At 71.9% G+C, this 26,263-nt stretch carries 19 protein-coding genes and 2 pseudogenes; 6 read left to right on the top strand and 15 right to left on the bottom strand.

What is annotated here, in order from left to right; translation table 11 throughout:
- Positions 1 to 208 precede the first annotated feature (208 nt).
- Complete coding sequence (locus ACWD4G_RS05065; protein WP_451290811.1) at positions 209 to 2,344, bottom strand: tetratricopeptide repeat protein; 2,136 nt, start codon at positions 2,342 to 2,344, stop codon at positions 209 to 211.
- Positions 2,345 to 2,555: 211 nt separating this feature from the next.
- Between ACWD4G_RS05065 and ACWD4G_RS05060 the strand changes: the two genes are divergently transcribed.
- Positions 2,556 to 5,705: an AfsR/SARP family transcriptional regulator gene (locus ACWD4G_RS05060; RefSeq protein ID WP_451290810.1), complete on the top strand. Its 3,150-nt coding sequence runs from the start codon at positions 2,556 to 2,558 to the stop codon at positions 5,703 to 5,705.
- Between the two features lie 296 nt (positions 5,706 to 6,001).
- Here ACWD4G_RS05060 and ACWD4G_RS05055 read toward each other — a convergent pair whose 3' ends face one another.
- The 4 genes from ACWD4G_RS05055 to ribA form a co-directional block, all read right to left on the bottom strand.
- Positions 6,002 to 7,156: a saccharopine dehydrogenase family protein gene (locus tag ACWD4G_RS05055; protein WP_451290809.1), complete on the bottom strand. Its 1,155-nt coding sequence runs from the start codon at positions 7,154 to 7,156 to the stop codon at positions 6,002 to 6,004.
- A gap of 42 nt (positions 7,157 to 7,198) precedes the next feature.
- Positions 7,199 to 8,239: a saccharopine dehydrogenase gene (locus tag ACWD4G_RS05050; protein ID WP_451290808.1), complete on the bottom strand. Its 1,041-nt coding sequence runs from the start codon at positions 8,237 to 8,239 to the stop codon at positions 7,199 to 7,201.
- Positions 8,236 to 9,432, bottom strand: coding sequence for an NAD(P)/FAD-dependent oxidoreductase (locus ACWD4G_RS05045; protein ID WP_451291137.1), 1,197 nt, complete (start codon positions 9,430 to 9,432; stop codon positions 8,236 to 8,238). The genes ACWD4G_RS05050 and ACWD4G_RS05045 overlap by 4 nt, the downstream gene beginning before the upstream one ends.
- A gap of 109 nt (positions 9,433 to 9,541) precedes the next feature.
- On the bottom strand, positions 9,542 to 10,201 hold the full coding sequence (ribA, locus tag ACWD4G_RS05040) for a GTP cyclohydrolase II (RefSeq protein ID WP_451290807.1): 660 nt from the start codon (positions 10,199 to 10,201) through the stop codon (positions 9,542 to 9,544).
- Positions 10,202 to 10,345: 144 nt separating this feature from the next.
- On the opposite strand from ribA, the gene ACWD4G_RS05035 reads away from it, so the two are divergent.
- Positions 10,346 to 11,122, top strand: coding sequence for a creatininase family protein (locus tag ACWD4G_RS05035; protein WP_451291136.1), 777 nt, complete (start codon positions 10,346 to 10,348; stop codon positions 11,120 to 11,122).
- A gap of 107 nt (positions 11,123 to 11,229) precedes the next feature.
- On the opposite strand, the pseudogene ACWD4G_RS05030 reads toward ACWD4G_RS05035, so the two are convergent.
- From ACWD4G_RS05030 to ACWD4G_RS05010, 5 genes and pseudogenes are all read right to left on the bottom strand, one after another.
- Positions 11,230 to 12,351, bottom strand: a pseudogene (locus tag ACWD4G_RS05030) (lysylphosphatidylglycerol synthase transmembrane domain-containing protein); the annotation flags it as partial.
- Positions 12,348 to 13,403 (bottom strand): class I SAM-dependent methyltransferase, encoded by a 1,056-nt coding sequence (locus ACWD4G_RS05025; protein WP_451291135.1) that lies wholly within the window; start codon positions 13,401 to 13,403, stop codon positions 12,348 to 12,350. The pseudogene ACWD4G_RS05030 and the gene ACWD4G_RS05025, both read right to left, overlap by 4 nt.
- Before the next feature lie 2 nt (positions 13,404 to 13,405).
- Positions 13,406 to 14,680, bottom strand: coding sequence for a glycosyltransferase family 4 protein (locus tag ACWD4G_RS05020; protein WP_451290806.1), 1,275 nt, complete (start codon positions 14,678 to 14,680; stop codon positions 13,406 to 13,408).
- Positions 14,677 to 15,075 carry a 6-pyruvoyl trahydropterin synthase family protein gene (locus ACWD4G_RS05015; RefSeq protein WP_451290805.1) on the bottom strand — a complete coding sequence of 133 codons (399 nt, stop codon included), beginning with the start codon at positions 15,073 to 15,075 and terminating at the stop codon, positions 14,677 to 14,679. The genes ACWD4G_RS05020 and ACWD4G_RS05015 overlap by 4 nt, the downstream gene beginning before the upstream one ends.
- Positions 15,076 to 15,241: 166 nt before the next feature.
- Entirely contained in the window at positions 15,242 to 16,222 is a 981-nt protein-coding gene (locus ACWD4G_RS05010; RefSeq protein WP_451290804.1) for a zinc-dependent alcohol dehydrogenase, read from the bottom strand.
- A 122-nt stretch (positions 16,223 to 16,344) separates the two neighbouring features.
- On the opposite strand from ACWD4G_RS05010, the gene ACWD4G_RS05005 reads away from it, so the two are divergent.
- Positions 16,345 to 17,178: a CDP-alcohol phosphatidyltransferase family protein gene (locus ACWD4G_RS05005; protein WP_451290803.1), complete on the top strand. Its 834-nt coding sequence runs from the start codon at positions 16,345 to 16,347 to the stop codon at positions 17,176 to 17,178.
- Between the two features lie 85 nt (positions 17,179 to 17,263).
- Here ACWD4G_RS05005 and ACWD4G_RS05000 read toward each other — a convergent pair.
- Positions 17,264 to 17,470: pseudogene (locus ACWD4G_RS05000) on the bottom strand (NADP-dependent oxidoreductase); the annotation flags it as partial.
- A gap of 46 nt (positions 17,471 to 17,516) precedes the next feature.
- Positions 17,517 to 18,569: a LacI family DNA-binding transcriptional regulator gene (locus ACWD4G_RS04995; protein WP_451290802.1), complete on the bottom strand. Its 1,053-nt coding sequence runs from the start codon at positions 18,567 to 18,569 to the stop codon at positions 17,517 to 17,519.
- A 219-nt stretch (positions 18,570 to 18,788) separates the two neighbouring features.
- Here ACWD4G_RS04995 and ACWD4G_RS04990 point away from each other — a divergent pair, with 219 nt between their 5' ends.
- From ACWD4G_RS04990 to ACWD4G_RS04980, 3 genes are all read left to right on the top strand, one after another.
- Complete coding sequence (locus tag ACWD4G_RS04990; RefSeq protein WP_451290801.1) at positions 18,789 to 19,967, top strand: phytanoyl-CoA dioxygenase family protein; 1,179 nt, start codon at positions 18,789 to 18,791, stop codon at positions 19,965 to 19,967.
- A 26-nt stretch (positions 19,968 to 19,993) separates the two neighbouring features.
- Positions 19,994 to 20,755: an SDR family oxidoreductase gene (locus tag ACWD4G_RS04985; protein WP_451290800.1), complete on the top strand. Its 762-nt coding sequence runs from the start codon at positions 19,994 to 19,996 to the stop codon at positions 20,753 to 20,755.
- 124 nt (positions 20,756 to 20,879) lie between these two features.
- The gene (locus tag ACWD4G_RS04980; protein WP_451290799.1) at positions 20,880 to 21,893 is read left to right on the top strand and encodes a Gfo/Idh/MocA family protein; all 1,014 of its coding nucleotides are present in this window, start codon (positions 20,880 to 20,882) and stop codon (positions 21,891 to 21,893) included.
- A gap of 31 nt (positions 21,894 to 21,924) precedes the next feature.
- Here ACWD4G_RS04980 and ACWD4G_RS04975 read toward each other — a convergent pair whose 3' ends face one another.
- The 3 genes from ACWD4G_RS04975 to ACWD4G_RS04965 all read right to left on the bottom strand — a co-directional run bounded on the left by ACWD4G_RS04975 (position 21,925) and on the right by ACWD4G_RS04965 (position 26,108).
- Positions 21,925 to 22,437, bottom strand: coding sequence for a hypothetical protein (locus ACWD4G_RS04975; RefSeq protein ID WP_451290798.1), 513 nt, complete (start codon positions 22,435 to 22,437; stop codon positions 21,925 to 21,927).
- The gene (locus ACWD4G_RS04970) at positions 22,434 to 24,926 is read right to left on the bottom strand and encodes an AAA family ATPase (RefSeq protein WP_451290797.1); all 2,493 of its coding nucleotides are present in this window, start codon (positions 24,924 to 24,926) and stop codon (positions 22,434 to 22,436) included. Before ACWD4G_RS04970 ends, ACWD4G_RS04975 begins: the two co-directional genes overlap by 4 nt.
- Before the next feature lie 213 nt (positions 24,927 to 25,139).
- Complete coding sequence (locus ACWD4G_RS04965; RefSeq protein WP_451290796.1) at positions 25,140 to 26,108, bottom strand: C40 family peptidase; 969 nt, start codon at positions 26,106 to 26,108, stop codon at positions 25,140 to 25,142.
- Positions 26,109 to 26,263 lie beyond the last annotated feature (155 nt).

Raw genomic sequence — 26,263 nt, 5'->3', positions numbered from 1 at the left:
TTTTCCCGGATTGGCTGTGGCTCGATGTGGACGGCCCGGCGGTCCGGCTGGACCTGGCGGACGTTCTCCTCGGTCACCGGCCGAGGCCGACCGTCCGCTCGGCGGCGGGAGAGGCGGTGGGGCTGCTCGCCGCCCACCCCGGCTGCCTTGTCGTCCTGCTTCCGCTGTCGGACGGCAGCTGGTTCGCCGCGTGCCGTACGCGCGCGGGTCAGGACTCGGCCAGACCTTCCAGCCGTGCCCTCACCCGGCGCGCATCCGCCGTGCTGACCGTCGTGGACAGCGGAAGGGCTCTTCCGTAGTAGTCGCGGGCGGCGGTCACGTCGCCCGCGTCCTCGGCGGACTGCCCCAGCATCTCCAGCGTGCGGGCCTGCCAGTGCAGCGCACCCGATCGTTCGAACGTCCGTAGGGCGGTGCGGAGTTGGTCCGCGCCGTCCTCGTACTCTCCGGCACGGGCCCGGGCCCGCCCCAGGAAGGCCAGGGCACGCGCGGCGTCATGCGGCCCACGCGCCTCGGTGAGAATGCCGTGGGCTCGCTCGAAGTGGGCGACGGCGGCCCGTGGTTCGTCCGTGGACAGCGCGATCTCGCCCAGCACGATCCGGGCCAGCCCCGTGCCCCGCGAATATCCCACCTCTTCCCAGAGGGCAATGGCCTGTTCCAGCCGTGGAACGGCCTCGGTGGGGTGTCCGGCCTCGAAATGGGCGGCACCGAGGCCGAGCAGCGCCTGCCCCTCGTCACGCCGGTCCCCCGCGGCGCGTGCCGCGTCGCGTGAGGCGGCGTACCAGGTGATCGCCTCGTCCAGGCGACGTGCGGCGCTCAGACCGATGGCACCGGAGTTGAGCATCTGACGCTCGGCCTCGGCGTGTTCGGCTCGCCGGGCCGCGGCGAGCCCCAGTTCATGGGCCTCGATCCAGAGGTCGTAGTGGCGCAGACGCAGGAAGAGCGGCCACATGGCGTCGACGAGTTGCCAGGTCAGCGTGGACCACTGTCGTTCGGCCGCGGCACGCAGTACGGCCATCAGATTCAGTCGGTGGTGGTCGAGCCACGCCAGGGCTCCGGGTTCGTCGCTGAACGGTGGTTCGAGGTCCGGCCAGTTCTCGTCGGCGCGTTCCAGAGTGAACTGTGCGGGGGTGATGAGCTGTTCGGCGGCGGTGGCGGCCGCGAGGTACCAGTCGCCCGCCCCGCGCAGTGCCTCTTCGCGTTCGTGGTCGGTTCCGTGCTGGCGGGCGTGGAGGCGAATGAGGTCGTGGAAGCGGTAGCGGTCCTCCCCCAGCTCCTGGAGGAGATGGGTCTCGACGAGCACATCGAGCAGGCCGTCCGCCTCGTCGAGGGTCAGCGCGCCGGCCGCCGCGGCGAGCCTGCTGTCCAGGTCGGGGGTGGGCAGCAGTCCCAGCAGACGGTAGAGCCGGGCCGCCGGGGCGGGCAGGGACCGGTAGGACTCGTCGAGTGCGCCACGCACCGCCGTCTCTCCTTCCACGGCCAGAACGGCCAGTCGGTCAGCCGGCCGGGCCAGTGCCTCGGCCATGGCGCGCAAGGGCTGTCGGGGGCGTGCGGCCAGTCGGGCCGCTGCCACGCACAGCGCCAGGGGCAGCCCGGCGCACAGGCTGACCACTTCGCGTGCCGCCGCCGGGTCGCGGGCCACGCGTTCCCGGCCCACTCCCCGGATCAGCAGTTCCTCCGCCGCGTCGGGCGGCATCACGTCCAGGGTGTGGAAGACGGCCCCGTCGATACCGAGTCCGGTGAGTCTCCGGCGGGCGGTGACCACGACCAGGCTCTCGTCCGAGCCCGGCAGCAACGGCCGGGCCTGGGCCGCCGTACAGGCGTTGTCGAGGAGGACGGCGAGCCGTAGCCCCGCGGTGAGCGAGCGCCACAGGGCGCTCTTTTCGGCGGTGTCCGCCGGTACCGGGCCGGGATACAGGGAGCGCAGGAACCGCCCGAGGATCTCGCCGGGACCCGCCGCTTCGGCGAGGTCGTGGCCGCGCAGGTCGGCGTAGAGCTGTCCGTCGGGGAAGTCGTCGCCGATCCGCCGCAGCCACCGGGTGACCAGGGCGGTCTTCCCGACACCGGCCGGCCCGGTCACGACGACCAGACCCGTGCGACGCGGCAGCAGCCGTCCCAGTGCGGCGAGGTCGCTCTCCCGGTCGGTGAAATGGGGTACCGAGGGGGGAAGTTGGCGGGGCACCGGCATCGTGGGAACGGACGGCAGATGGGTGTGGATGCCGCCGTGCACGTCGCGTGCCTGGACGACGGGGCCGGTGACCCTCGCGGTTCCGCCGAGGCTGTTCGCCACGGCTCCGCCACCGCCGTTCCCCTCGGTACGGCCGATCCCCTTCGTGCCGCCGCCCATTCCCTGCGCCCCCGTGGTCGAATTCCGCGCCCTCGACGGGCGCCGACGGATGCCGCGTACACGCATCGCAGATGCCCTACCCGCCAACGCTCCCGGATAAAGGAGAAAGATTCGGCCTACCGTTCGAGTGACATATGGATTCCCCGGTGACCAGGTGTCATCCTGTGCAGTCTGCGCAGTGCAGGAACGGGTGCCGGCGAGAGGAACGCTGGTGGAGATCCATGTTCTCGGCCCCGTCGGCCTCGGCACTCCGGAGGGCCGGCTCGGTCTCGGTTCCGCGAAAATGCAGTTGATCATGGCTGCCCTCGCCCTGGACGTCGGTCGTCCCATATCGCTGGACAGCCTCGTCGACCGGCTCTGGGACGATCCCCCGGCACGCGCCCGGGAGAACGTCCACACCTATGTCTCGCGCATCCGCCGCGCGATCCGTACGGCCTCACCGGGCTCGGCGGCCCCACGCATCACTCATCGCACCCACACCTACACGCTGACCGCCGACCCCGACTCCGTGGACTGGCACCGGTTGCTCGGGCTGGCGAGGCGGGCCGGAACCATCGCGGGAGAAGGCGACGACCTACGGGCCGCCGCGCTGCTGCGGGATGCCGAGCGTCTCTGGGAGGAGCCGCTGGCCGGCCTGCGCGGGCTGTGGGCGCAGCGGACCCGCGACGCTCTCACGGAGAAGAGACGCGGTGTCGTCACCGCGCGCGTCGACGTGGAACTGAGGCTCGGCAGGTTCGCCGAGATGGCGGGCGAGCTGGCGACGCTCGTCGACGAGTATCGCGGTGACGAGGCCCTCGCGGGCCAGCTGATGATCGCGTACTACGGCAGCGGGCGGCACGCCGAGGCCCTGCACTTCTTTCAGAATGTGCGCCGCGTCCTGCGATCCGAGTTCGGCACGGACCCCGGCGAGGAACTCGTCCGCCTCCACCGGCACATCCTTGGCCGGGGGCCGCTTGACGACCTCGTCCGAAGACCCGCGCACGGCCACGTCCTGTCCGGCGTCCGCGCCCCGTCCGCGCTCCGACCCCACCGGACGCGCCCCGTGCCCGACCATCTCCCCCGGCAGGCACCGCTCGTCGGCCGCCGCGGCGAGATGGACCGTATCCGCGCCGCCATCGACACGGCCGCACGCGACGGCGCGGTCGTCACCCTGGAGTCCATCTCGGGGATGGCCGGGGTCGGCAAGTCCGCGCTCGCGATCCGCGCGGCCCATGAGTTCGGCGACCGCTTCCCGGACGGCTCCCTCTACGTCAATCTGCGCGCCAACGCCCAGGGGCAGGAGCCGCTGTCCCCCGGAGCCGCGCTCGCGACCCTCCTCCGGCTCCTGGAAGTGCCCCCGGCCTCCATCCCGGCCGATGTCGAGGAGCGCGCCGCGCTCTGGCGCCGGGCCCTGGGCCACCGGCGCGCGCTGATCATCCTCGACGACGCGGCCGGCCCCGCGCAGGTACGGCCCCTGCTGCCGGGCTCGACGGAGTGCTTCGTCCTCATCACCAGTCGCCGTCGGCTGGTCGGTCTGCCGCGCGGACGTTCCCTGGCGCTCGATGTGCTTCCCGAGGCGGACGCGGTTGCCCTGTTCCGGGAGTTCGCGGGGCTCGAAGCACCGAGGGACACCACGAGCGCCGAGGCGGTGGCGGAAGCGGAGGAATTGCGGGAGATCGTCGCCCTGTGCGGCTATCTGCCCCTCGCGATCGAGATCGCCGCCAACCGGTTGAGCGCGCACCCCTCCTGGAATCCCGCCGTCCTGCGCGACCTGCTGTCGCGCACCACGGACCGCCTCTCCCAGATCCGCGACGGCTACTCGGAGATCGCCCGCGCCTTCGAGGTCTCCTACCAGAGCCTCTCCCCCGCCGAGCGGTCCTCCTTCCGTCTGCTCAGCCTCCACCCGGGCCCCGAGTTCGGCCCCGACGCGGCAGCCGCCCTCCTCGGCCGCCCCCTCGACGAGACGGAACGGCTCCTCGAATCGCTCCTCCAGTGCCACGTCCTCCAGGAACCGGCCCCCAACCGCTTCCGCTTCCACGATCTGCTCGGCGAGTACGCCCATCTGCTGTGCACGGGACAGGACAGCGACGAGCACCGCGAGGCGGCACGGGCCCGGCTGGTCCACCACTACCTCCGCACGGCGGACCACTGCGACCGGCTGCTGTACCCACGCCGGACACGTCTGCGCCCGCCCACCACGGGTACCGCGAACGACACCGGCACCACGCCCGCGACACCACGGCTCCCCGCGCCCCGGACCGCCGCCGACGCCCTGGCCTGGTTCACCGCCGAGCGACAGAGCCTGCTCGGCACCGAGCGGTATCTGCGGCAGCACGGGGCACGAGCGCGGGCCGCCCAACTGAGCCATGTCCTGGCCGGGTTCCTCAACAGCGAGGGCTACTGGACGGACGCCGTACGACCCCACGAGGCGGCCATCGACCACTGGCGCGACGTCGGTCGTGCCGACGCCCTGTGCCGGGCGCTGCTGGAGCTGAGTACGGCGTACACGGCGACCGGGAGTTTCGAGGAGGCGGACCGAACCGCCAGGGAGGCGCTGAGGTGTGCGCGGACCGTCGGCGACCGGAACGCCGAGGCCGACGCGCTGCGTGAACTCGGCACGCTGCACTGGCACTTGGGACGGTTCCCCAAGGCGCTGGACTTCCACCGGGAGTCCCTGACGCTGTGCACCGCGACGGGGGATCGCCGACGGCAGACCCGTTGCCAGAACAACATCGCCATCTGCCTGCTCTACCTGGGCGAGCACAAGCAGGCACTGACCTGGTTCCAGGCCGCGATCGCCGGTTTCGAGTTCGCGGACGACCAGGGCATGCTCGCCAGGACACTCAACAACGTCGGCCATCTGCTGATCCAGACCGGCGACCCGGAAGGCGCCCGTCGGACGCTGGAACGCGCGCTGCGGATCGTGGAGAGCACCGGAAACCCCTCGGACCGCGCGATCGTCCAGATCAACATCGCCGAGGCCCACCTGGCGACGGGCGACGCCACCACGGCGATCAGGCTCTGCGAGGCCGCGCTGCCGGTCTTCCGCCGCATGGGGGCACGCAAGAACGAGGCGATCACCCTGACCCGGCTCGGGCGTGCCCACCACAGCGTGTCCGACACCGATCGAGCCGCGGACCACCTGGGACGCGCGCTCGCCCTGGCCAGGGACATCGGTGCGGCCCTGGAGGAGATCCAGGCCCAGCGCGCGCTGGGCAGCTGCGAGTTCACACGCGGGCGCCACGCGGAGGCCACACACCACCTCACGTCCGCCCGGGAAGCGGCCCGACGCATCCACTCGGCAGAGGAGGAGGCACTGGCCGAGAAAGAACTAGAGCGGATTTGCCCACCAGTGATCAACTATGATCAGTTGCACATGTAACCAAGCGCGAGATCGACAACTTTTCCGCCGAGACGGCATGTGTCACCAAGATCCTCTAGACTCGCGCCACTGGGAACACCCGTTCCCGGCTCGCACACATGCACTAAGCACAACGCGAGAGGTTACTGTTGAGAGAGATCGACAAGGTGGCAGACCCCGCCCGGCAGGCGTTTGCGATATTTGCAATCGCGCTCCTCACCTGCATCCCGACGATCATCGTGATGTCCAGCGGCTCCGGAGGAACTACCGCCTGACAAACACACCGGGGGCGGCACTCACACCGCCCCCGCCCCCCCTCACTCAGCCACTCTCAGCGTGAACGCCACCCCGTCCCCCGCCAGTTCGGTCAGCCACTGTTCCGATCGCTCGCCCGTCTCCGCCGCTCGGCTCAGACCGGGTGGTAGGGAGCCGTCGAGGATGTGGCGGACGCCCAGGGCCAGGGGGCGGGAGACCAGGCGGGACATGGCGCTTTCCTCGTCCGTGCCGGTGACGTCGAGGAGGTAGCCGCCGGACCACTCGGTACCCGCGCCGGAACGGACGTCGAGGGTGACGGCCAGGACGACTCGGTCGCGGTCGGCGTCCGTGGTGGGGTGGCGGGCCGCCAGCTCCCGGGCCAGGGCGGCGATGCGGTCGTCGTCACCCCGGTCGAGTTCGGCGAAGACCTCCGCCCAGGCCGCCAGCCAGCCGTCCAGACGGAGGGTGCCCCGGACGAAGGTCCGGGGTTTCCAGGTGGGCGGGAAGCCGTACTGGTCGATGAACGGGAGACTGTCCCGGTTGGGGTACGCCTCGAAGGTCTCGCCGTCGATGACGTGGGTACGCGTCGCCGCCCAGGGGCGTACGGCCGTGGTCTCCGCGCCGTCCTCGATATAGCGCGCCGGGGAGCGCAGCGCGCCCAGTACTCCGGCCGGGGCCCAGCTGAAGCGGTACCTGAAGTCGTTCGGCACGGCCGGGACGCCGCCGCAGTAGGAGGTGAGGGAGTACGAGGCGGCCGTCTCCGCGCCGATCGCCTCGCTCGCCCCGGCGATCAGGCTGTGGGCGAAGAGATGGTCGATGCCCGGGTCGAGGCCCGCCTCGGTGAGGACCGTGACACCGGCCGCCTCCGCCGCCGGGACCAGGTCCAAAACCGCGTCCGAGACATAGCTGGAGCACGCGAAGTGGGCCCGCGCCTTCACACAGGCCCCGAGCAGCGACGCGTGCTCCGGGGCCGGGAGCATCGAGACGACGACGTCTCCCGGCGCCAGCTCGGCGGCCAGCGCGGGCAGCGTGTACGCGCGCGGCTCCGCCCGCCCCGCCAACCCCCGTGCCGCCAGGGCCTGTTCCGCGCGTTCCTCGGTGCGGTGCCACAGGCGTACGGACCCGGCGGTGTCGCAGAGCGACGCCAGGCCGCTGCCCGTGGACAGTCCGGCTCCGACCCAGTGGACGGTGCCGCTCGCGGGAACGACGTCAGTCATCGGGCAACTCTCCTTCTGCGACTTGTTCGATGCCGATACGACTTACTCGATGCCGAGTTCACGGTTCGTCTGATGGAAGCGGTCCAGACAGCGCGCCCATGGGCCGTTCGCCCCGGGCTCGTCGAAGGCCGACAACTGCGGGAGCAGTGCCTCCGAGAAGTCGGTGCTCGCCTCACGGGGCAGCAGGGAGGGCAGGTTGTCGATGGCGATGAGGTCGAGCGGGGGGTGCTCGCGGAGCCGTCGTACGGGGTGGTCCCAGTCGGTGGTGGTGTCGTAGATCGGCAGGACGTTCATGGGGGAGCCGACGTCGACGGTGACGTCGGCGAGGGTGCGCAGTCGGCGGTCGGTGTCGAGGTCCTTGTCGGTCAGGAAGGGCGGGACCGGGCTTGTCGTCAGCACGGTGTTGACCATCAGGTCGTGGGCGAGCAGGGCTTCGCGGTCCAGGTCACGGGTCTCGGGCAGGTCCCAGCAGGTCGGCTCGATCCCGGCCTCGGCGAGCGCGGCCCGCGCACCGCGTCCGCTGCGGCCCAGGGCGCCGATCACCAGGGCGCTCAACTCGCCTCGGGAGGAGCGGAGTCGGGCCTCCATCTCCTCCCTCGTCGTGGGGACCAGCGGGGCGCTCAGGGCACCCCGGTGGTGGAGCACCGCGAGGGCCGCGCCCAGATAGCCGGCCCAGAAGCCGAAGGCGGCGAGCCTGCGGCCCTGCTCGTCGACCAGGTATTCGAGGTCGAGGAGCGCACCGCCGCCGCGCGCGAACCTGCGCAGCAGGGTCTCGGCGCCGGGCTGGCCCTTGTAGGCGTGGCCGAAGTAGATGTGGCGGTGGGGCAGTTCGGCCGGCTCGAACGGGAGTTCCTTGAGGCCCACGATCACCGCGTCCGGCGGCGCCGACCTCCACGAGTCCGCCGCCGCGACCGCGCACCCGGCCTCCTCGTACGCCTCGATCGGGAAGATCCGCTGGGGGGACTCCTCGACGGTCAGCCTCACCCCGTTCTCCACGAGGCGGCGGGCGTCGTTCGGCACGATCGGGGTGCGGCGTTCGGTGGAGCGGGTCTCATGGCGGAGCCACAAGTGGAGCCGGTTCATACGAGGTTGACCTCCGGACGGGGTGCGTCGGCCGTGAAACGGTCGACGCTCAGGGGGCTGATGTCGACGAAGGGTACGCGCCCGAGGTACAGGTCGCGGACCACCTCGCCGACGGCGGGGCCCTGAAGGAAACCATGGCCGGAAAAGCCCGTCGCGTAGAGGAAACGGGAGCAGGAAGTGGCCTCGCCGATCAGGGCGTTGTGGTCCGGTGTGATCTCGTACAGGCCCGCCCAGCCACCCGTGCGGCGCAGGTCGAGGAGTCGGGGTGCGCGGTGTTCCATGGCCTCGAACAGCCGGGGTATCCAGCGGTCATGGGTGTCGGTGGCGAAGCCGGCCCGTTCGTCGGGGTCGGACATGCCGACGAGCAGGCCCGGGCCCTCGCTGTGGAAGTAGAGGCTGCTGGTGAAGTCGATGGTCATGGGGAGGCTCGGAGGGAGGTCCGGGACCGCCTCGGTGACCGCGATCTGGCGGCGCAGCGGCTCCACGGGGAGGTCGACTCCGGCCATCTCTCCGACAGCTCGTGACCAGGCGCCGGCCGCGCACACGACGGTGTCGGTGACGATTCGGCCCTTGTTGGTGACCACCGCCGTGATGGTGTCCCGCCAGGTCTCGATGCCGAGGACCTCGCAGTTGCGCAGCACGGTCGCCCCGTGGCGGCGGGCCCCGGCGGCGTAGCCGTGGACCACGGACTCGGGGGTGCAGTGCCCGTCGTCGGGCGAGAACGCGGCGGCGAGCAGTCCCTCGGTGCTGATCAGCGGGGAGAGCCGCTGGGCCTCGGCGGGGTCGATCATACGGCTGGGTACGCCGAGGTCGTTCTGCTTCTCGACGCTCGCCTCGAACGCGGCGACCTCGTCGGGGGTGGAGAGGAGGAAGAGGTATCCGACACGGTGGAGGCCGATGTCGTGGCCGAGTTCCTTGCCGAAGCGGCCGAACGCCTCCAGGCTGCGGGCGCCGAGCTGGATGTTGAGCTCGTCGGAGAACTGGGCGCGTACGCCGCCGGCCGCCCGTGCGGTGGAGCCGGAGGCGAGTTCGTCGCGTTCGACGAGGACCACGTCGTCCACTCCGGCGGCGGCCAGGTGATAGGCGATGCTCGTGCCGATGACTCCGCCGCCGATGACGACGACCCGTGCGCTGCGGATCACCAACAGGGCTCCCTTCGTCCGACCGCGGGCGGTTCGCCCGACGTCAGTCAGGTCTTCCACACGAGGCGAACGTTCATGCGGCGGGCGCGGCGGCCGAGTTCGGAGAGGCCCCCGAGACGGCCGCCGCGCGGACCCCGGCGGCGCAGGTGGGCGGTGGTGCTCAGGAGGAGCGGACCACCGCGTCCAGGTGCGGCAGATAGTGGTCGAGTCGCTCACGCTTGGTGCGCAGATAGGTGATGTTGTCCTCGCACGGCGTGATCAACAGCGGTACCTGCTCGGCGACGTCGATGCCGTGCCGCAGCAGCGCCTCCCGCTTGCGCGGGTTGTTCGACATCAGCCGCACCGACCGTACGCCGAGGTCGTGCAGCATCTCGGCGGCCACCCGGTAGTCGCGGGCGTCCACCGGCAGTCCGAGCGCGATGTTGGCCTCGACGGTGTCCAGGCCCTCCGCCTGGAGCTTCATCGCCTGGAGCTTGGCGAGCAGCCCGATGCCCCGGCCCTCGTGGCCCCGGAGGTAGACGAGGACGCCCCGGCCCTCGGCGACTATCGCCCTCAGCGCGCTGTCGAGTTGCTCACCGCATTCGCAGTGCTGGGAGCCGAACGCGTCACCGGTCAGGCACTCGGAGTGCAGCCGGATCAGAATTTCCTCGCCGCCGCTGATGTCGCCGTACACCAGCGCCACTTGTTCCTCGCCGCGGTCCTGGTCGAGATAGCCTACGGCCTCGAAGTCGCCGTAGGTCGTGGGCAGCGGGGCATTCACCACGCGTACGGCACCGGAGGACTGGGCATTCGCGCCGAGTACACCAACATTTTCTGTCATGATCTGGTTCCTATCTGGTGAGTCCTGACGTCATGCGAAAATGACGGAGCATCAGCAGAGACGAAAGGCCGGGAAGAGATGAGCAGTTCGGGTTCGAGGTCCGATTCGAAGTCCGATTCGCAGGCCGTGGGGGCGCCGGCGACCGTGTCCGGGTTGCTGCCCGCCGACACCACGGCGGACGTGTCGGCGCGGGGCGAGGGCCTCGGCAGTCAGGTGGCGGTGCTTCCGGTCGGGAGTTTCGAGCAGCACGGCCCCTATCTGCCGCTGGCCACGGACACGCTGGTGGCCTGCGCCATAGCCCGCGAGATAGCCGCCGCGTACCCGGTGCACCTGCTGCCGCCGGTGACCATGGCCTGCTCGCACGAGCACGCGGCCTGGCCGGGCACGGTCAGCATCTCCGCGCCGACCCTGCACGCCGTGGTCCGCGACATCGCCGCCTCCCTGCGTCGTTCTGGGGTGCGGGCGCTGGTCGTGGTCAACGGGCACGGCGGGAATTACGTCCTGGGAAATGTCGTCCAGGAATCCACCGCGGAGGGACATCGCATGGCGCTTTTCCCGGCCATGGAGGACTGGGACGCCGCTCGCGAACGGGCCGGTGTGGAGACCTCGTTGCTCAGTGATATGCATGCGGGAGAAATAGAGACCTCCATACTTCTGCATTGCCATCCGGAATTGGTCAGGTCCGGTCACGAGACCACCGATTTCCTTGCCGACGACCGCCGTCATCTCCTCTCCCTCGGTATGTCGGCCTACACCGATTCCGGTGTCATCGGCCGTCCGTCCCTCGCGTCCGCCGCGAAGGGGAAGGAGTTGTTGGCGGGGCTGGTGGATTCCTTCGGGGCGTACTTCTCCGTGGTCACCTCGGACGACTCGGACGACTCGGAGGGCTCGGAGGGCTCGGAGGGCGACAGGGACGGCTGACGGCGGGCCCTGAGGGAGCCGTACCAGCGGACGACGAGGACGAGGACCCCGGGCAGGGCGGCCACGAAGCTGAGCACGCCGTACACCACGGCGACGGTCAGCCCCTGGGAGGCGCCGAGACCGGCGGCGGCGAAGGACCAGGCGGTGACGCCTTCCCTGGGGCCCCAGCCGCCGACGTTCAGCGGCAGGCTCATGGCGATCAGGGCCAGCAGGGCGAGGGGCAGCAGGGCCGACGGGGTGGCCGCCGAGTCGGCGACGCGGGCGGAGAGCAGGAACATCGCCACGAACCCGGCCAGCACCACCAGCGACGAGATCACGATGACGGAGCCGCTGCGGCGGGCCAGCAGCACCTCGCCCGCCTCGGCGAACGCCGCCCGGACACGGCCGTGTCGGGTACTCCGCCGTCCGGAGCCGCGGCCCATCCTGAGCGCCGCCCAGACGGCGAGGGCACCCAGTACGCCGAGGGCCAGGAGGCCCGTCACATGCCGGGTCTCGTCCAACACCGGGGAGGGCATGGTCAGCAGGACCGTTACGCCGACTACGGCCAGCACCAACTGGCCCGCGGTCCGCTCGATCACCACGGCCCGTACTCCGCGCCCCATGTCCCCGGAGTCCTGCCCGTGCCGTACGGCCCGGTGCACATCGCCGAGGACGCCGCCGGGCAGCGCCGCGTTCAGGAACAGCGCCCGGTAGTAGTCCGCGACGGCGGGCCCCAGCGGCAGCCCGATCCCGAGCGCCCGCGTCACCGCGCACCAACGCCAGGCGCTGCATACCGTGGTGACGGCGCCGATGGCGAGGGCCGCGACGAGGGTTCCGCCGTCGATGCGCCGGATGCCGTCGAGGAACACGCCGGTGCCGAGCCGCCAGACGACGACGGCCAGGATGACCGTTCCGGCAATCGAACCGAAGTGGGTACGGAGGGCGCGGGTCAGTTTGGCGGTGGGGTGGGGGCGATGCGGCTCCGCCGCGGGGGTTTCCCGCACGGCTGTGTCGCTATGCGGCTCCGGCGCGGGGCCGAGACCTGCCGTCGATCGGCTGCGGCGCCGTCGTGGCTGGTCGCGCCCGCGCGGCGGAGCCGCAGAATGTTCCGCCCCGCGCCCCTTCAGGGCACGGGTCGTTGCCGACGCGCTCGCCCCAGTCGCCCTCGCCGGTAGGGCCACACGAGACCGCTCCCAGGTTTCGACGACCAGGGAACGCACCGTGACCGCCTCCTCCACCGGTGCCGTCATGATGCCCCGCCCGTCGGCCTCGGCAGTGCCAGCAGGTCGCTGTGGTGGACGACGACGCGGAGGTCGCCTGCGGTGTTGGAGCGGAGGCGGTCGTCCAGGTAGGCGGTGGCGCGGTCGGTGAGGTCGGGGCGCTGTTCGCGGGCCGCGCCGACCCAGCCGCGCAGCCACTCCTCGGTCAGGGCCGTGTGGCCGGCGTCGAGTTGCCAGGGGCTCGGATGGACCCGCACCGTGGCGCCCTGCCGGGCGAACGCCTCGCAGGCCACGGTGATCGCGTCCGGTCCCAGCAGATCGCTGCTCCGCTGGTGGGCGTTGAAGGCCTCGGCGATCTCGGTGTCCATCGGGTGGGCCGGGACGAGGTCGACACGCCCCACGACCGACAGGGTCAGCAGGGCCGGGACCCCGGCGCGGGCGCAGGCATCGGCGAGCGTGTCGATCTCGTCGCGGGTGAGGACGTCGAGGAGCGCGGAGGCGGTGACGAGGGACGCACCGGCGAGGTCGTCCGCCGTCAGGCGGCCGATGTCGCCGCGTCGTGTGGTGACCGTGACCGGGCTGCCGTCGGCGGCGGCCCGTGGCGCCCGCGCGGTCGCGATCCGCAGCAGCTCGGGGTCCTGGTCGTGCAGCACCCACTGCTGGGCGCCGTCGAGCCGGGGCGCGAGCCAGCGGCCCATCGACCCGGTGCCGCACCCGAGGTCGTGGATGACGAGGCCTTTCGCCCGGCACGGCAGATTCGCGAGCCGGATGCGCAGCGGGTCGAGCAGGTCGACGGCGCGTGCGGCGGCGTCCGCGCTCTCGCGCAACTCCAGCCACCGCGGCGCGTACTGGTGCCCCTCGGGCTCCGGCGTGTCACCACCGCGCCCGGCCATGCTCAGCGCGGCACCGGAGGCGGACGTACCGGCCGAGGCGTCACCAGCGGAAGCGGAGGCGGACCTACCGGCCAAGGTGTCACCGGCCGGACCGGGGGCGGGCACCCCCAGCCCGGCGGCAGCGGGCGTTCCCCCGCCCATTCCCGGGACGGCGGCCGTCCCGCCAGAAGTCGCCGTTTCGGCAGACATGGTCATGCCGCCCTCCGAGGTTCGTGCCGCAACCTGCCCAGGACATGGGCCAGGCTGCGGGCCGTGGTCGCCCACCCGTCCAGCGCGGCCCGGCGCCCGCGCGCCGCCGCCTTCAACCGGCGCCGTACATCGGCCTCCCCGAACCAGCCGCGCAGCTCCGCCGCGATGGCCGCGGGGTTCTCCGGCGGTACGAGGATGCCGGGCACCCCGCCGTCGGGAGCGCGCCCCACCGCCTCCGGGACGCCGCCGACGTCGGTGGCGAGGACGGGGATTCCGCGCGCGAGGGCCTCGGTGACCGCCATGCCGTAGGTCTCGGCGTAGGAGGTGAGGACCATCAGGTCGGCGGTTGCGTAGGTGGCGTCGAGTTCCGCGCCCGCCTTCGGTCCGGCGAGGTGGAGGCGGTCCTGCAGGCCGAACTCGGCGATCAGGGTGCGGATGTGGTCGACGTACTCGGGGTCCTGGTCGATACCGCCGACCAGATGGCAGCTCCACGGCAGGTCGGTGACCGTCGCGAGGGCCTCGACCAGGCGGTGCTGGCCCTTGCGCGGGGTGACGGCGGCGACGCACACCAGCCGTGAGACACCGTCGGTGCCGGAGGCGAGGGGCGCGATGTCGGCGCCGGGGGTGGCGACATGGACGCTCTCGGGGGCGAGCCCGTGGTGCGAGACGAGCCGGCGTACGGCCCAGTCGCTGGTGGCGATGACGGCGGACACGCCCCGCAGGGTCTCGCGCTCCTTGGCGTCGAGTTCGGCGGCGAGTTCGGGATCGAGGCCGGTCTCGTCGCCGAGCGGGAGGTGCACCAGCACGGCCAGGCAGAGGCGTTCGGCCTCGGGCAGCACGATCTCGGGGACCCCGCAGGCGACCAGGCCGTCCAGCAGGACGACCGTGCCGTCGGGCAGTTCCCGCAGTGTACGGGCGAGTTCGGCGCGGGCCTCGGCGGCCGGGCGGGGCCAGCTGCCGTCGACGGCGTGCTTGTGCACCTGCCAGCCGAAGCCGGGGAGGTCGAGGCAGATCCGGCGGTCGTAGGCGTTGCCGCCGCTGGGGCGGGACGGGTCGTCGACGCCGCCCGGCATCACGAAGTGCACCGAGCGCAGCGACATGGGAATGATCGCGGCGTTCTTCAACGCCGCGTTCTGCACCGGCACATAGCCGAGCCGCACCTGCTCCGCCCCGTTCGCGAGCTTCACTTGCTCTCCCCCGTTCACCTGGGCGATGGCGCTGTTCATCTGGGAGTCGGCCCCCACGGCCGTCCTGCGGTCGATGGTCATGTCGGTCACAGGGCACGCTCGTAACTCGCCCAGGCGATGTGCGACTCGTGCAGGGTGACCGTGATCCCGGCGATGCCCTTGGCGTTCTCGCCCATGGCGCCCTTGTGGATGCGCCCGGCGAGCCGGTCGGCGATGACCTTGGCCAGGAACTCCGTCGAGGTGTTGGTGTGGGCGAAGTCGGGCTCGTTGTCGAGGTTTCTGTAGTTCAACTCGCTCACCACGGCCCCGAGCTCCTGTGTGGCCAGCCCGATGTCTACGACGATGTTGTCGTCGTCCAGCTCGGCGCGCCGGAAGGTGGCGTCCACGAGGAACGTGGCGCCGTGCAGACGCTGCGCGGGTCCGAAGACCTCCCCGCGGAAGCTGTGGGCGATCATGATGTGATCGCGGACGGTGATGCTGAACAACGGACGACCCTCCAGTGCGGTACGTCTGCCCCGGGCCGGGGCATGCCGTGTAGTACGGCTGCTCCCTACCCGGTGTTCAGCCGACCTTTGCGGTTTCTTTGGAGGTCAGCGTTCCGTTCGGGCAGTTCAGGGGCGGGTGGGGCGGACGCGCTGACCGGTCCATGGGTCACTCGGAGTCGTACCGGACCCGGTAACACAGGCCGGGCAGCTCGCCGTTGGTGAGCCGTGGCATGACCTGCGGAAGTTCCTCGAACGCGCACTCTCCGGTGATGAGCGCGTCGAAGCGGGCGTCGGCGAGGAGTTCGAGCGCGAGCGCCATCCGGTCCGCGTAGGTACGGCCGGGGCGCGCGGCCGGGGAGACCGTGCCGACCTGGCTGCTGCGGATCGTCAGGCGGCGCGAGTGGAAGGCCTCGCCGAGCGGCAGGGCGACGCGGCGGTCGCCGTACCAGCTCAGCTCGATCACCGTGCCCTCGGCGGCGAGGAGTTCGAGGGAGCGCAGGAGCCCCTGCTCGCTGGCGCTGGCGTGCACGACGAGGTCGCACTCGCCCGACGCCTCGCCGGGCAGTGCGAAGTCCACGCCGAGCGCGTGGGCGATGCCGGCGCGGGCCGGGTCGGCGTCGACGAGTTGGACCCGTACGCCCGGGTAGCGGGCGAGCAGCGCGGCCACCGAGCAGCCGACCATGCCGCCGCCCACGACGGCGATCCGGTCACCGATCAGCGGGGCCGCGTCCCAGAGCGCGTTCACGGCGGTCTCGACGGTCCCGGCCAGCACGGCGCGCGAGGCGGGCACGGAGTCGGGTACGACGGTGAGGGCGCTCGCGGGGACGACGTAGCGACTCTGGTGCGGGTAGAGGCAGAAGACGGCCCGGCCGACGAGTTCCGCGGGCCCTTCCTCGACCTGACCGACACTGAGGTAGCCGTACTTCACGGGAGCGGGGAACTCGCCCTTCTGGAAGGGCGCGCGCATGGCCGCGTACTGGTTCTCGGGCACCGCGCCACGGAACACGAGTGTCTCCGTGCCCCTGCTGACTCCCGAGTACAGCGCGCGGACCAGGACTTCGCCCTCGGCGGGTGCGGTGAGGGGTTCCGTACGGATCTCGCCCTGCCCCGGTGAGCTGAGCCAGAAGGCATTGGCTGTCGGTTTCATGTGCGTCTCCGTGAACGGTCCGGCGATTCTCCACGTACGCAGCGGTGGAGTCGCGCACACGGTACGCGGCGATGATCATTTCTTCCAGAGACACGTTCATACACACGTTCGGAAGGTTCGCGGTGGCCCTGATCAACACATACGACGGCCGGCTGTTGCTCTCGGAGACGACCGTGGGCGCGGGCGCCCAGGTGCTGCTCCTCGCCTTCCTGGGCACGGCGATCGGACTGGGACCGGCGGGCTGGCTCACCGGGCTGGCGTTCGCGATCGCCACCTGGGCCGTCCTCAACCGGGCCCTGCTGCGCACCCGGACCCGCACCTTCGGGCCCGCCAACCGTGTCACGCTCGGCCGGGCGATACTCGTCGGCGCCGTGACGGCGCTGGTCGCGGACTCCTTCGAGAGCTCGCCGCCGGTCTCCCTCTTCGTCGCCCTGACCGCCGTGGCCCTCATCCTCGACGGCGTCGACGGAAAGGTGGCCCGCCGCACCGGCACCTCCACCGCGCTGGGCGCCCGCTTCGACATGGAGGTCGACGCCTTCCTGATCCTGGTGCTCAGCGTCTACGTCTCCATGTCGCTGGGCCCGTGGGTCATGCTCATCGGCCTCATGCGGTACGCGTTCGTCGCCGCCGCCAAGCTGCTGCCGTGGCTGAACGGCGACCTCCCGCACAGCATGGCCCGCAAGACGGTCGCCGCGATCCAGGGCGTGTTCCTGCTGGTCGCCGCCTCCGGGCTGCTGCCGTACGCGGCGGGCTTCGGTGTGGTGGCGGTGGCGCTGGGGTCGCTGGTCTGGTCGTTCGGGCGGGACATCGTCTGGCTGTACCGCACGCGGGACGGGCGGACGGTGCCGGGCGCGGCGGTCGTGGCGGAGACGGGGGCGATGGCTGTGGCCGGGCCCGTCGGTGTGACGGTGGAGACCATGGTCCAGAGCCGTGAGGCGGAGCTCGTCAGGAGCTGACCCGCACGCGTGGTCGAGGTGATGAGGGGCCCGGCTCAGGGACCCCACCACACCCCGACCCACCACGTCGGACCGGGTGTCACCCCACGGCGAGGTGGCCGACGCCGCCGGCCGCCGCGTGGACGAGGACGCGCTGCCCGGGGCGCAGGTCGGCGGTGTCGACGAATGCCTGGCGGGCGGTGAGCGCGGCCAGAGGGAGGGCGCCGGCCTGGACGTGGTCGATGTCCGCCGGCTTGGGCACGAAGGCCCGGGCGGGCGCGGTGACGTAGTCGGCGTACGCGCCGGCCCCGTGCGACCGATGGGGTGCGCCGGTGGGAGACGGGCCGCCGAGGAGGGCGCTACCCCGCTCCCGGCACGCCCCCGTTCCCCGCGCCCGGTGGCATGTTGAACGGGGTGACCACCTGGATCGCCGAGGGCAGGAACGGGCCGTCGTCCGGGAGGGCGTGGTGGGCGCGCATGATGGTCTGGCAGGCGCGGCGCAGATCCTGGCGGAGGTCGTGGTGGAGGACGGCGGAGAGCCGGCGTTCCCGTAGCAGCCGGGTGTTGTCGTGGTCGAGGTCATGGGCGACGAAGACCCGCGGCTCCCGGCCGAGCGCGGTGAAGGCGTCGAGGGTGGCCGTGTTGCCGCCGCCGATGGAGTAGACGGCGCCGATGTCCGGCTCCTTCCGCAGCGCTTCGAGGACGAGTTCCCGCTGGGTGGCGTCGAGTCCGTCGCTGTCGGTGACCTCGACGAGCGTCCGCCCCGGCTCGGCGGCCCGCATCGCCGCCCGGAACCCCATCTCACGCTCCTCCTCGTTGCGGTAGAAGCCGCGGCTGATCGTCACCAGCACCGCACCCGGCCGCTCGCCCAGCCACTGCCGGATCAGATACGCGGCGGTCGCGCCCGCCGCCCGGTTGTCGATGCCGACGTACGCGCTGCGCGGGCTGCCCGGCAGATCGGTCGCGAGGGTGACGACGGGGATGCCGGTCGCGACCAGCCGTTCGATCGCCGCGGTGACCTCCGGCATGTCCGGCGCCTTGAGGATCACGCCCTGCGAGCCGCGCCGCCCGATCCGGTCGAGGACCCGGACCATGTCCGAGGCCGACCCGGTCTCCCGGAAGTGGAACCGCGACCGCACGACCGCCGGGTGCAGCGACGGCAGCTCCGCCTCCAGCGCCTCCCGTACGGCCGTCGAGAAGCGGTCGGGCGACTGCATCACGATGTCGACCATGAACGTACGGCCGCCGATGCGCACCTGTGTCCGCTGCCGGTCCAGGTCCTTGATCGCCTGCCGCACCTCGCGGGCGGTGCTCTCCCGCACCCCGCCCCGCCCGTTGAGCACCCGGTCGACGGTGGCCTGGCTGAGTCCGGCCTGACGGGCTATCTCACGGATCGTGTAGGGGTGTCCCATGCTGCGCTTCCCGGATATGGATGACGATGACGGAGGTGACGGCGGTGACGATGGCTACGGCGGTGACGAAGGCGATGGAGGTGATGATGGTTTTTTGATGGACCGCTGCGGGTTGTATGAGGGGGTCCGCTTGCCAAGACTGGCAGAGACGACGGCGCGACGAAAGTGCCGTGCGGCACGACGAGCCACCGTACGACCAAGCCTGTGAAAGGACCCGACATGGCCCTCACCGCTGCGGGCTCACGGACCTGGCTGTCCGAGACGGACTGCGACCTCGAAGAGTTCCGCGCTCTGGTCGGGCGTACCACCGACCCCCGCGACCACCCGTACGCGGAGGGCGTCGACCACAACGTCCTCGTCTACGACAGCGAGCGGCTGCGCGACGCGTCCGCCGGCCCCGAGCGCCGCGCGGTGCGGTCGGAGCTGGTGCACGCCTTGCTCGACGGCCCCGGAGTGGTCGTACTGAAGCGGGCCTTCACAGATCACGTTGTCGTGGACGCGGCCACGGCGGCGTTCGAGGCGATCATCGAGGAGGAGCGGGCGTCGGGCACGGCCCGCGGCGACCACTTCGCGAAGCCGGGCGCCAACGACCGGGTGTGGAACGCGCTGGAGAAGATGGCCGTACGGGCGCCGGAGGCGTTCGTCGACTACTACGCCAACGACATGCTCGCGCTGGTCTCCGAGGCCTGGCTGGGCCCCGGCTACCAGATGACCTCCCAGATCAACGTGGTCAACCCCGGCGGCGCGGCGCAGAGCGCGCATCGCGACTACCACCTCGGTTTCCTCGGCCAGGAGCGGGCCGCCGCCTACCCGGCGCACGTCCACCGGCTCTCCCCCGTACTGACCCTGCAGGGCGCGGTCGCCCACTGCGACATGCCCGTGGAGTCCGGCCCGACCCTGTTCCTGCCGCACTCGCAGAAGTACGAGCCCGGCTATCTGGCGTGGCGGCTCCCCGAGTTCATCGCCCACTTCGACGAACACCACGTCCAGCTCCCGCTGGAGAAGGGCGACGCGGTCTTCTTCAACCCGGCCCTCTTCCACGCCGCCGGACACAACCACTCGACCGGCATCCGGCGCATGGCCAATCTGCTCCAGATCTCCTCCGCGTTCGGGCGGGCCATGGAGAGCGTGGACCGCGAGGCCATGGCGAACGCGGTCTACCCGGCGCTGCTGCGCCGCAAGGCCGAGGGCGCCGCCGAGGAGTGGCTGCGCCAGGTGGTGGCCGCCACCGCCGAGGGCTACGCCTTCCCCACCAACCTGGACCGCGACCCCCCGGTCGACGGCCTGGCCCCGCCGTCCCAGGCGGACCTGATGTGGCGGGCCGTGTCGGAGGAGTGGACCCCCGAGCGGCTGACGGAGGAACTGCGCGCGGGCGCCGAACGCCGCCGTACACGATGAAGAGCGGTTCGAAGGGAAACTCCCCCATGGCACTACTGGAGGACAAGGTCGTCCTCGTCAACGGCGGCAGTCAGGGCGTCGGTGCGGGCATCGTGCGCGCGGCTCTGCGCGAGGGCGCGACCGTCGCGTTCACGGGCCGTCGCGGCGAACTCGGCGAGAAACTGACTTCGGACACCGGCGCCACGTTCGTACGGGCGGACCTGACGGACCCGGCGCAGGTGCGCGGCAGTGTGGAGCGGGTGATCGAGGCCCATGGCCGGATCGACAGCCTGGTCAACGCGGCCGGTCTGACCTCGCGGGGCTCGCTGCTCGACACCTCGCCGGAGCTGTTCGACGCGCATATCGCGATCAACCTGCGCGCGCCCTTCTTCGCGATGCAGGCGGTCGTGGCCCACCTGGTGGCCCGGAAGTCGCCAGGCACGATCGTCAACATCGGCTCGAACTGCGCACACGGCGGCCCGCCCCACCTGGCGCCGTACTCCGCCGCGAAGGCCGGCCTCGCGGGCCTCACCCGCAACGCCGCCCACGCCCACCGCTGGGACCGTATCCGGATCAACGACCTCAACATCGGCTGGACCGAGACCGAGGGCGAGGACGCGATCCAGCGGGAGTTCCACGGGGCGGACGACGACTGGCGGGAACGGGCGGCACAGGGCCTGCCGATGGGCAAACTCGGGCAGGTCGACGAGATAGCCGACTTCGTGGTCTTCCTGCTCTCCGACCGCAGCGGCGTGGTGACGGGCTCGGTCATCGACTGGGACCAGAACGTGGTGGGCGCGGCCGACTGAGCCGCTTCCGCACCCGACCCGCTTCTCTCTCCACCTCACCTGCACATCAGCAATCCACACATCCGCATCCGCACATCTGCACTCCGCACATCTGCACTCTGCACATCTGAAAGGGACATTGGCCATGCGCATTGGCATCCTGGGGCTGGGCCGTATCGGCGCCTTCCACGCCGGTACTCTCGCCGGGCTGGACGTCGTGGAGGAGTTGGTGGTCTCCGACCCGGTGGCCGCGGCGGCGACGGCGGCGGCCGAGAAGTTCGGGGCGACGGTGGCCGACTCGCCGGAGGCGGTGTTCGCGTCCGGGATCGACGGTGTGGTGATCACGGCGGCGACGGACGCGCACCCGGGGCTGATCCTGGCGGCGGTCCGGGCCGGCATCCCGGTGTTCTGCGAGAAGCCGGTGGCGAAGACGGTGGAGGAGAGCCTCACCGTGCTGCGCGCGGTGGAGGACAGCGGTATCGAGGCCCAGATCGGCTACAACCGCCGTTTCGACGCCGGTTGTGTGACCGCCCGTGAGGCCGTGCTGAGCGGTGAGCTGGGCGCGCTGCACACCGTACGGTCGACGACCCTGGACCCGGCTCCGCCGCCGGCGGCGTATGTGGCGGTATCCGGCGGTATCTTCCGGGACTGCGCGGTGCACGACTTCGACATCGTGCGCTGGGTGACGGGCCGCGAGGTCGTCGAGGTGTACGCGACGGGCGGCAACAAGGGCGCGGACTACATCAAGGAGGCGGGCGACGTGGACACCGCCTCCGCCCTCCTCACCTTCGACGACGGCACGATCGGCGTCATCTCCAACACACGGCACAACGCCCGGGGTTACGACGTACGCCTCGAAGTGCACGGCATGAAGGACAGCATCGCGGCGGGCCTCGACGCCCAACTCCCCCTCCGCTCGGCGGAGCCGGGCGTGACCTTCCCCTCCGGTCCCCCGCACAACTTCTTCATGGACCGTTTCGCCCCCGCCTACCGCGCCGAACTCACCGCCTTCACCGAGGTCGTCGCCGGCACCCGCACCTCCCCCTGCACGGTCAGGGACGCCATCGAGGCCAGCTGGATCGCCGAGGCCTGCACCCTGTCGGTGGCGGAGCGCAGGCCGGTACGCCTGGAGGAGGTCCGCGGGACGGCTACGGCCTAGGCTCCGACAGTCGGCGCTCCGTCGGTCGTCCTCACCGCGTGTCCCTCGCCGTCACCGCCAGTTCGCCCAGCAGCCGTTCCGTCTCGTCTCGCCAGGCACGCAACTCCCCTGCCGTCGGCGAGAGTTCGTAGCCGTGGTAGTGGCAGGCCCGGCTGAGCCCCGCCCATAGCGTGGACCAGCGGCGGGCCGTGTCGGGGCCGAGGTAGGTCTCCAGGCAGAGGGCCTGGGCGTGCATGGGGCAGCGGGCCAGCTCGGGGCGGGTCCGGCGCCAGTAGCTTCGCAGGGCCTCCTCCAGGGCGTGCCGCAGCAGCAGTGCGGCGGCACGCGGCCAGACCCCGGTGGCGGAGACGGTCGCCGTACCGAGCAACCGGTCGGCGCCGGCGAGCAGTTCCTCGGGCGAGGCGGAGACGGAGGCGGAGGCCGACCCGGCGGGGGCGGGCCGGGGGCCAGAGGCGGACCCGGCGGAGGCGGAGGCCGGCCCGGCGGGGGCGGGCCGAGGACCGGAGGCTGCAGTGGGCCGGGAGCCGGAGACGTGCGCGGTCACAGGCCACGCACCGCCCGCGCCAGCTCGGCCGTACGGCGAATCGTGTCGTCGACATCCCGCGCCGGTACGGCCTCATGCGCACCCTTGTTGCACCAGGCGATCAGGGCACGGGCGTCGTCGCCGAAGGCGCGGGCGAGGTCGCTCATGGCCTCGCCGGGCCGGTCCGGTTCGCCGTAGAGGGTGAGGGAGGCGAGGTCGGAGAGCCGGTGGGCCTTGCCGATGAGCCGTTCGACCTCGGCGTGCGGGATGCCCTTGGCGAGGAGGCGGCGCCGGGCCGGTTCGAGGAAGGCGGCCTCCAGTGCCGTACGGCACAGGCCGGGCAGGACGCGGGCGGTGACCTGGGGCGGCAGATCGCGGGTGCGGGCAAGGGCCTTGGCGTCGTGCAGGGCCTGCTTGACCGGGTCGTCGCCGGAGCGGACGCGCACCACGGAACGCTCGCGGCGCTCCACGTTGATGATGGTGGCGGGCAGCCGCAGATACTTCAGGGCCTGCGGCAGCCGGGTGTCATGGGTGAAGACGACGACCTGGCGGGTCTCGGCGAGGATCGCGAGGACCCGGGCGAGTCCGTCGACCTTGGCCGGGTCCATGGACTGCACGGGGTCGTCGATGACGAGGAAAGGGAACGGGTTCTCCGGCAGCAGTGTGCGCGGCAGGAAGAGGGCGAGTGCGAGGGCGTGCAGTTCGCCCTGGCTCATGACGCCGAGCGCGGGTGCGTCGATGTCGTCGACCGTCACATCGAGGGAGACCTTGCGGGCCGAGCCCGCGCCCGCCAACTGCACCGGCCCGAGGGACACATTGCTCTGCTGGCGCAACTGCGACCAGATGGTCTGCGCCTGGTCGGCGATGGGCCGCATCCGGTCGGCGCGGATCTCGTCATGGGCGGCCCTCAGCCACTTCTGGGCCGCCTTCACCCTGGCCAGGCGAGGCTTGGCCGCCTCCGCCGCCAGTGCCTTCTCCAGCCAGGCGGCGAGCGCCCCGGCACAGCCCCGCCATGCCTCGTCCAGCTCGGCGAGCCGGGCGGCGGCCTGCTCCCGGATGCTCCGGCAGGCGTCGGCGACCGTACGGGCGGCGGCCGGGGCGCGCTCGACGAGGGTCGCCGGGTCGTCGACGGTCCGGCACCGGAGCCAGTCCTCCCAGGCCGAGGCGAGCGCGGACGGCAGCCAGGCGGGTGGCGGGACGACGAGGTGGCGTACGGCCTGGACGGCGTCGGACAGTTCGCGTCGGGCGGAGCGCGCGGTCTCGGCCTCCGCGCGCAGCAGCGCGATCTGCTCGGCGGCCCGCTGCGCCCACTCCCCGTCGATGCGTCCGCCCTCGCCGCAGACCGGGCAGGCGGTGGCGTCCGGGTGGGCCCGGTGGTGGTCGAGCGCCTTGGACAGCAGCTCGGCACGCTGCCAGGCGTCCTCGGCGGAGGTGGCGCGTACATCGTCGGCGGCGGCCGAGGCCGTGCGCAGCCGGGTCACGGCCTCCGCGACCGACTGCTGGTCGGGGCCGGTGAGTTCGGCCCGACGGTGGAGGTCGGCCAGCAGCTCGTCGTCCATGCGCCCGGCGCCGACGGCGAGTTCGGTGAGACGGGCCAGATCCTTGGTACGGCCCTCCAGCGCCGTCATGGCCTCGCGTGCCCTCGGGTCGTCCACGGCCGCCAACCGCTCCAGCAGCGTGGGCAGTTCGGCCGTCGCCGCCTTCGCGGGCGCCTCGCAGGCGCGGGACTCCTCCTGCAACCGCTTGGTGGCGGCGGTCAGTTGCTCCAGACCGAGGATGGAGGCGACGGCGTCGTACATCTCACTGGGCCGGCCGCCGATCATCTGGCCCAGCTCGGAGTACGACAGGAAGGGCCGGTAGGTGGTGAGGTCCTGGGCCCAGCCGAGGTCGGCGAACGGCACCGGGGCGCTGTCCGGGCGCTCCAGCTCGGCGGTGGAGTCGGCGACGTCCTCGCTCTTCCAGGTGCGCAGCACGGTGGCCGGCTCGGTCTCGCCCTCTATCAACAGCTCGACGGCGACCTGGGGTTCCGCCCCGTCGTGCAGATTGCGCCAGGACCTGCGCCAGATGTCGGTACGGCCGCTCCAGCGGGCGTTGTCGCCGGTGAGCGCGATCTCGACGGCCTCGGCGAGGCTGGACTTGCCGGAGCCGTTGCGCCCGGTGACGAGGGTGAGGCCGGGGCCGGGGCGCAGCGGCAGCCGGGCGGTGCGGCCGATGCCCCGGAAGCCGCCGACGGTCACCGACTGGAGATAGGCGCGCTGCGCGCGGGCGCCGGCCGGGGCCCCTTCCTCGCCTAGCGCCTCCAGAAGCACGGCACGGGTCTCGGCGTCCAGGCCCGACCCGGCGAGCTTGGCCCCGATGAGCCCGCGCAGTCCCTGCCCTTCGGTCTCCTCGGGTGCGCCGGGCTCCGCAGGTGCCCCGGGTCCGGACTCGGCAGGTGCCCCGGGTCCGGGCTCCGCGTGCGCGTCGGGTCCGGGCTCCTCGGGTGCGTCGGGCAGGGGTCCAGCGGTCATGACTTGCGCTCCTCGTCGGGCGGCGGCACGCGGCGGAGTTGAGGCGGGGGCGGGTGAAAACACTGCGGGGACGGGCGGGTTACGGCGAGGGCGATGCGCTCGGTGCCCCCGATCCCTCGGAGGGTAGCCGCCCCACCCGGGTCACCCAACTCGGCCCCCGCCCCCACCTCGCCGCGCTCGCCCCTCGCCGCCGCCCTCGCCCTCGCCCTCGTGTCAGGGAGCGTCCGGCACGTCCTTGCAGTCGGGTACCCCTTCCAGCCAGGCCGGGCCCTGGATGTAGATGTTGGTCATCCAGGCGTTGTAGTCGGGCAGGTAGGACCAGACGTCGTTCTCGTAGCCCTCGGAGGAGACCCACTCGGCGTGCTTCTGGCACTGGACGCGGATGGTGGTGGGGCCGGGGAAGGCGTAGACGCGGGCGGCCGCCAGGCGGGGCTCCGCCTTCGTCCAGACGCCGGTGCCCCAGGTCCGGTGGATGTGGCCGGTGACCTCGCCGGTGTTGACGCGGACGGCGCCGTAGTAACTGCCGTTCAGGCGCACATCGCTGACCATGATCTTGGTGCCGGACTCCTTGGCCTCGACCATCTTGCCCGCGCCGAGATAGATGGCGATGTGGTGCAGGTCCTTGGAGGTGCCCCACGCCAGCAGGTCACCGGGCAGCAGCGGGGCGAGGCCCTGGGCGGCGGTGAAGCGTTCGGCGGCGCGATGCGTGTAGTACTGCTGGCTCGCCACGCCGTTGATGATGTCCTCGCCGGTGGCCTGCGCGTAGGCGTGGCGGACGAGGCCCGAGCAGTCGAAACCGCGTCGCTCGGGGTCGTGCTTGCTGTCCTCGGGGTCACTGGGGTCCACCTGCCCATAGGTGGCGCCGGGTTGGGCCCCGTGGCCGCCGCCCCAGGTGTACCAGGTGCCGGCCGCGACCTCGGCGCAGGCGGCGGCGATGGCCCGCTCGGCGGCGGCCGAGGCGCCCGGCGCGAGGGCACGGCAGTCGTCGGCGGCCGCGGCGGGTGCCGCCGACGCCGAAGCCGACGCCGAAGCCGACGTCGACGCCGACGCCGACGCCGCGACGGCCGTGGACACCGGCGCCCAGAGGAGGAAGGCCAGGAGTGCGATCAGTGTGCGGATGAGTCCGGTCCGGCGCACCATGCCGGAACCCCCGTTTCCTGTAGGTGAGTTGATGTGGATCATCACGTGAACGGTGTGGTCAGGTTCGTTCGCGTGGTCTGTGAGCAGCCTGCTGCCCCTGTGCCCAGCCCGTCGAGACCCGGTCGTCTCCCCGTCCCGACGGGCAACGGGGAAACACCTGGGAAACCCCTTCCGAGCAGGGAGTTCAAGCGTCCTCG

Source organism: Streptomyces sp. NPDC002643 (genome assembly GCF_053592555.1).
This window is presented reverse-complemented; position numbering and strand designations above follow the sequence as displayed.

What these genes read in the sequence shown, in the direction of transcription:
- ACWD4G_RS05065 (WP_451290811.1), bottom strand. Translation starts at nt 2,344, where the DNA reads ATGGGCGGCGGCACGAAGGGGATCGGCCGTACCGAGGGGAACGGCGGT.
- ACWD4G_RS05050 (WP_451290808.1), bottom strand. Translation starts at nt 8,239, where the DNA reads ATGAACCGGCTCCACTTGTGGCTCCGCCATGAGACCCGCTCCACCGAA.
- ACWD4G_RS04980 (WP_451290799.1), top strand. Translation starts at nt 20,880, where the DNA reads ATGCGCATTGGCATCCTGGGGCTGGGCCGTATCGGCGCCTTCCACGCC.
- ACWD4G_RS04985 (WP_451290800.1), top strand. Translation starts at nt 19,994, where the DNA reads ATGGCACTACTGGAGGACAAGGTCGTCCTCGTCAACGGCGGCAGTCAG.
- ACWD4G_RS04990 (WP_451290801.1), top strand. Translation starts at nt 18,789, where the DNA reads ATGGCCCTCACCGCTGCGGGCTCACGGACCTGGCTGTCCGAGACGGAC.
- ACWD4G_RS04970 (WP_451290797.1), bottom strand. Translation starts at nt 24,926, where the DNA reads ATGACCGCTGGACCCCTGCCCGACGCACCCGAGGAGCCCGGACCCGAC.
- ACWD4G_RS04965 (WP_451290796.1), bottom strand. Translation starts at nt 26,108, where the DNA reads ATGATCCACATCAACTCACCTACAGGAAACGGGGGTTCCGGCATGGTG.
- ACWD4G_RS04995 (WP_451290802.1), bottom strand. Translation starts at nt 18,569, where the DNA reads ATGGGACACCCCTACACGATCCGTGAGATAGCCCGTCAGGCCGGACTC.
- ACWD4G_RS05025 (WP_451291135.1), bottom strand. Translation starts at nt 13,403, where the DNA reads ATGTCTGCCGAAACGGCGACTTCTGGCGGGACGGCCGCCGTCCCGGGA.
- ACWD4G_RS05055 (WP_451290809.1), bottom strand. Translation starts at nt 7,156, where the DNA reads ATGACTGACGTCGTTCCCGCGAGCGGCACCGTCCACTGGGTCGGAGCC.
- ribA (WP_451290807.1), bottom strand. Translation starts at nt 10,201, where the DNA reads ATGACAGAAAATGTTGGTGTACTCGGCGCGAATGCCCAGTCCTCCGGT.
- ACWD4G_RS05010 (WP_451290804.1), bottom strand. Translation starts at nt 16,222, where the DNA reads ATGAAACCGACAGCCAATGCCTTCTGGCTCAGCTCACCGGGGCAGGGC.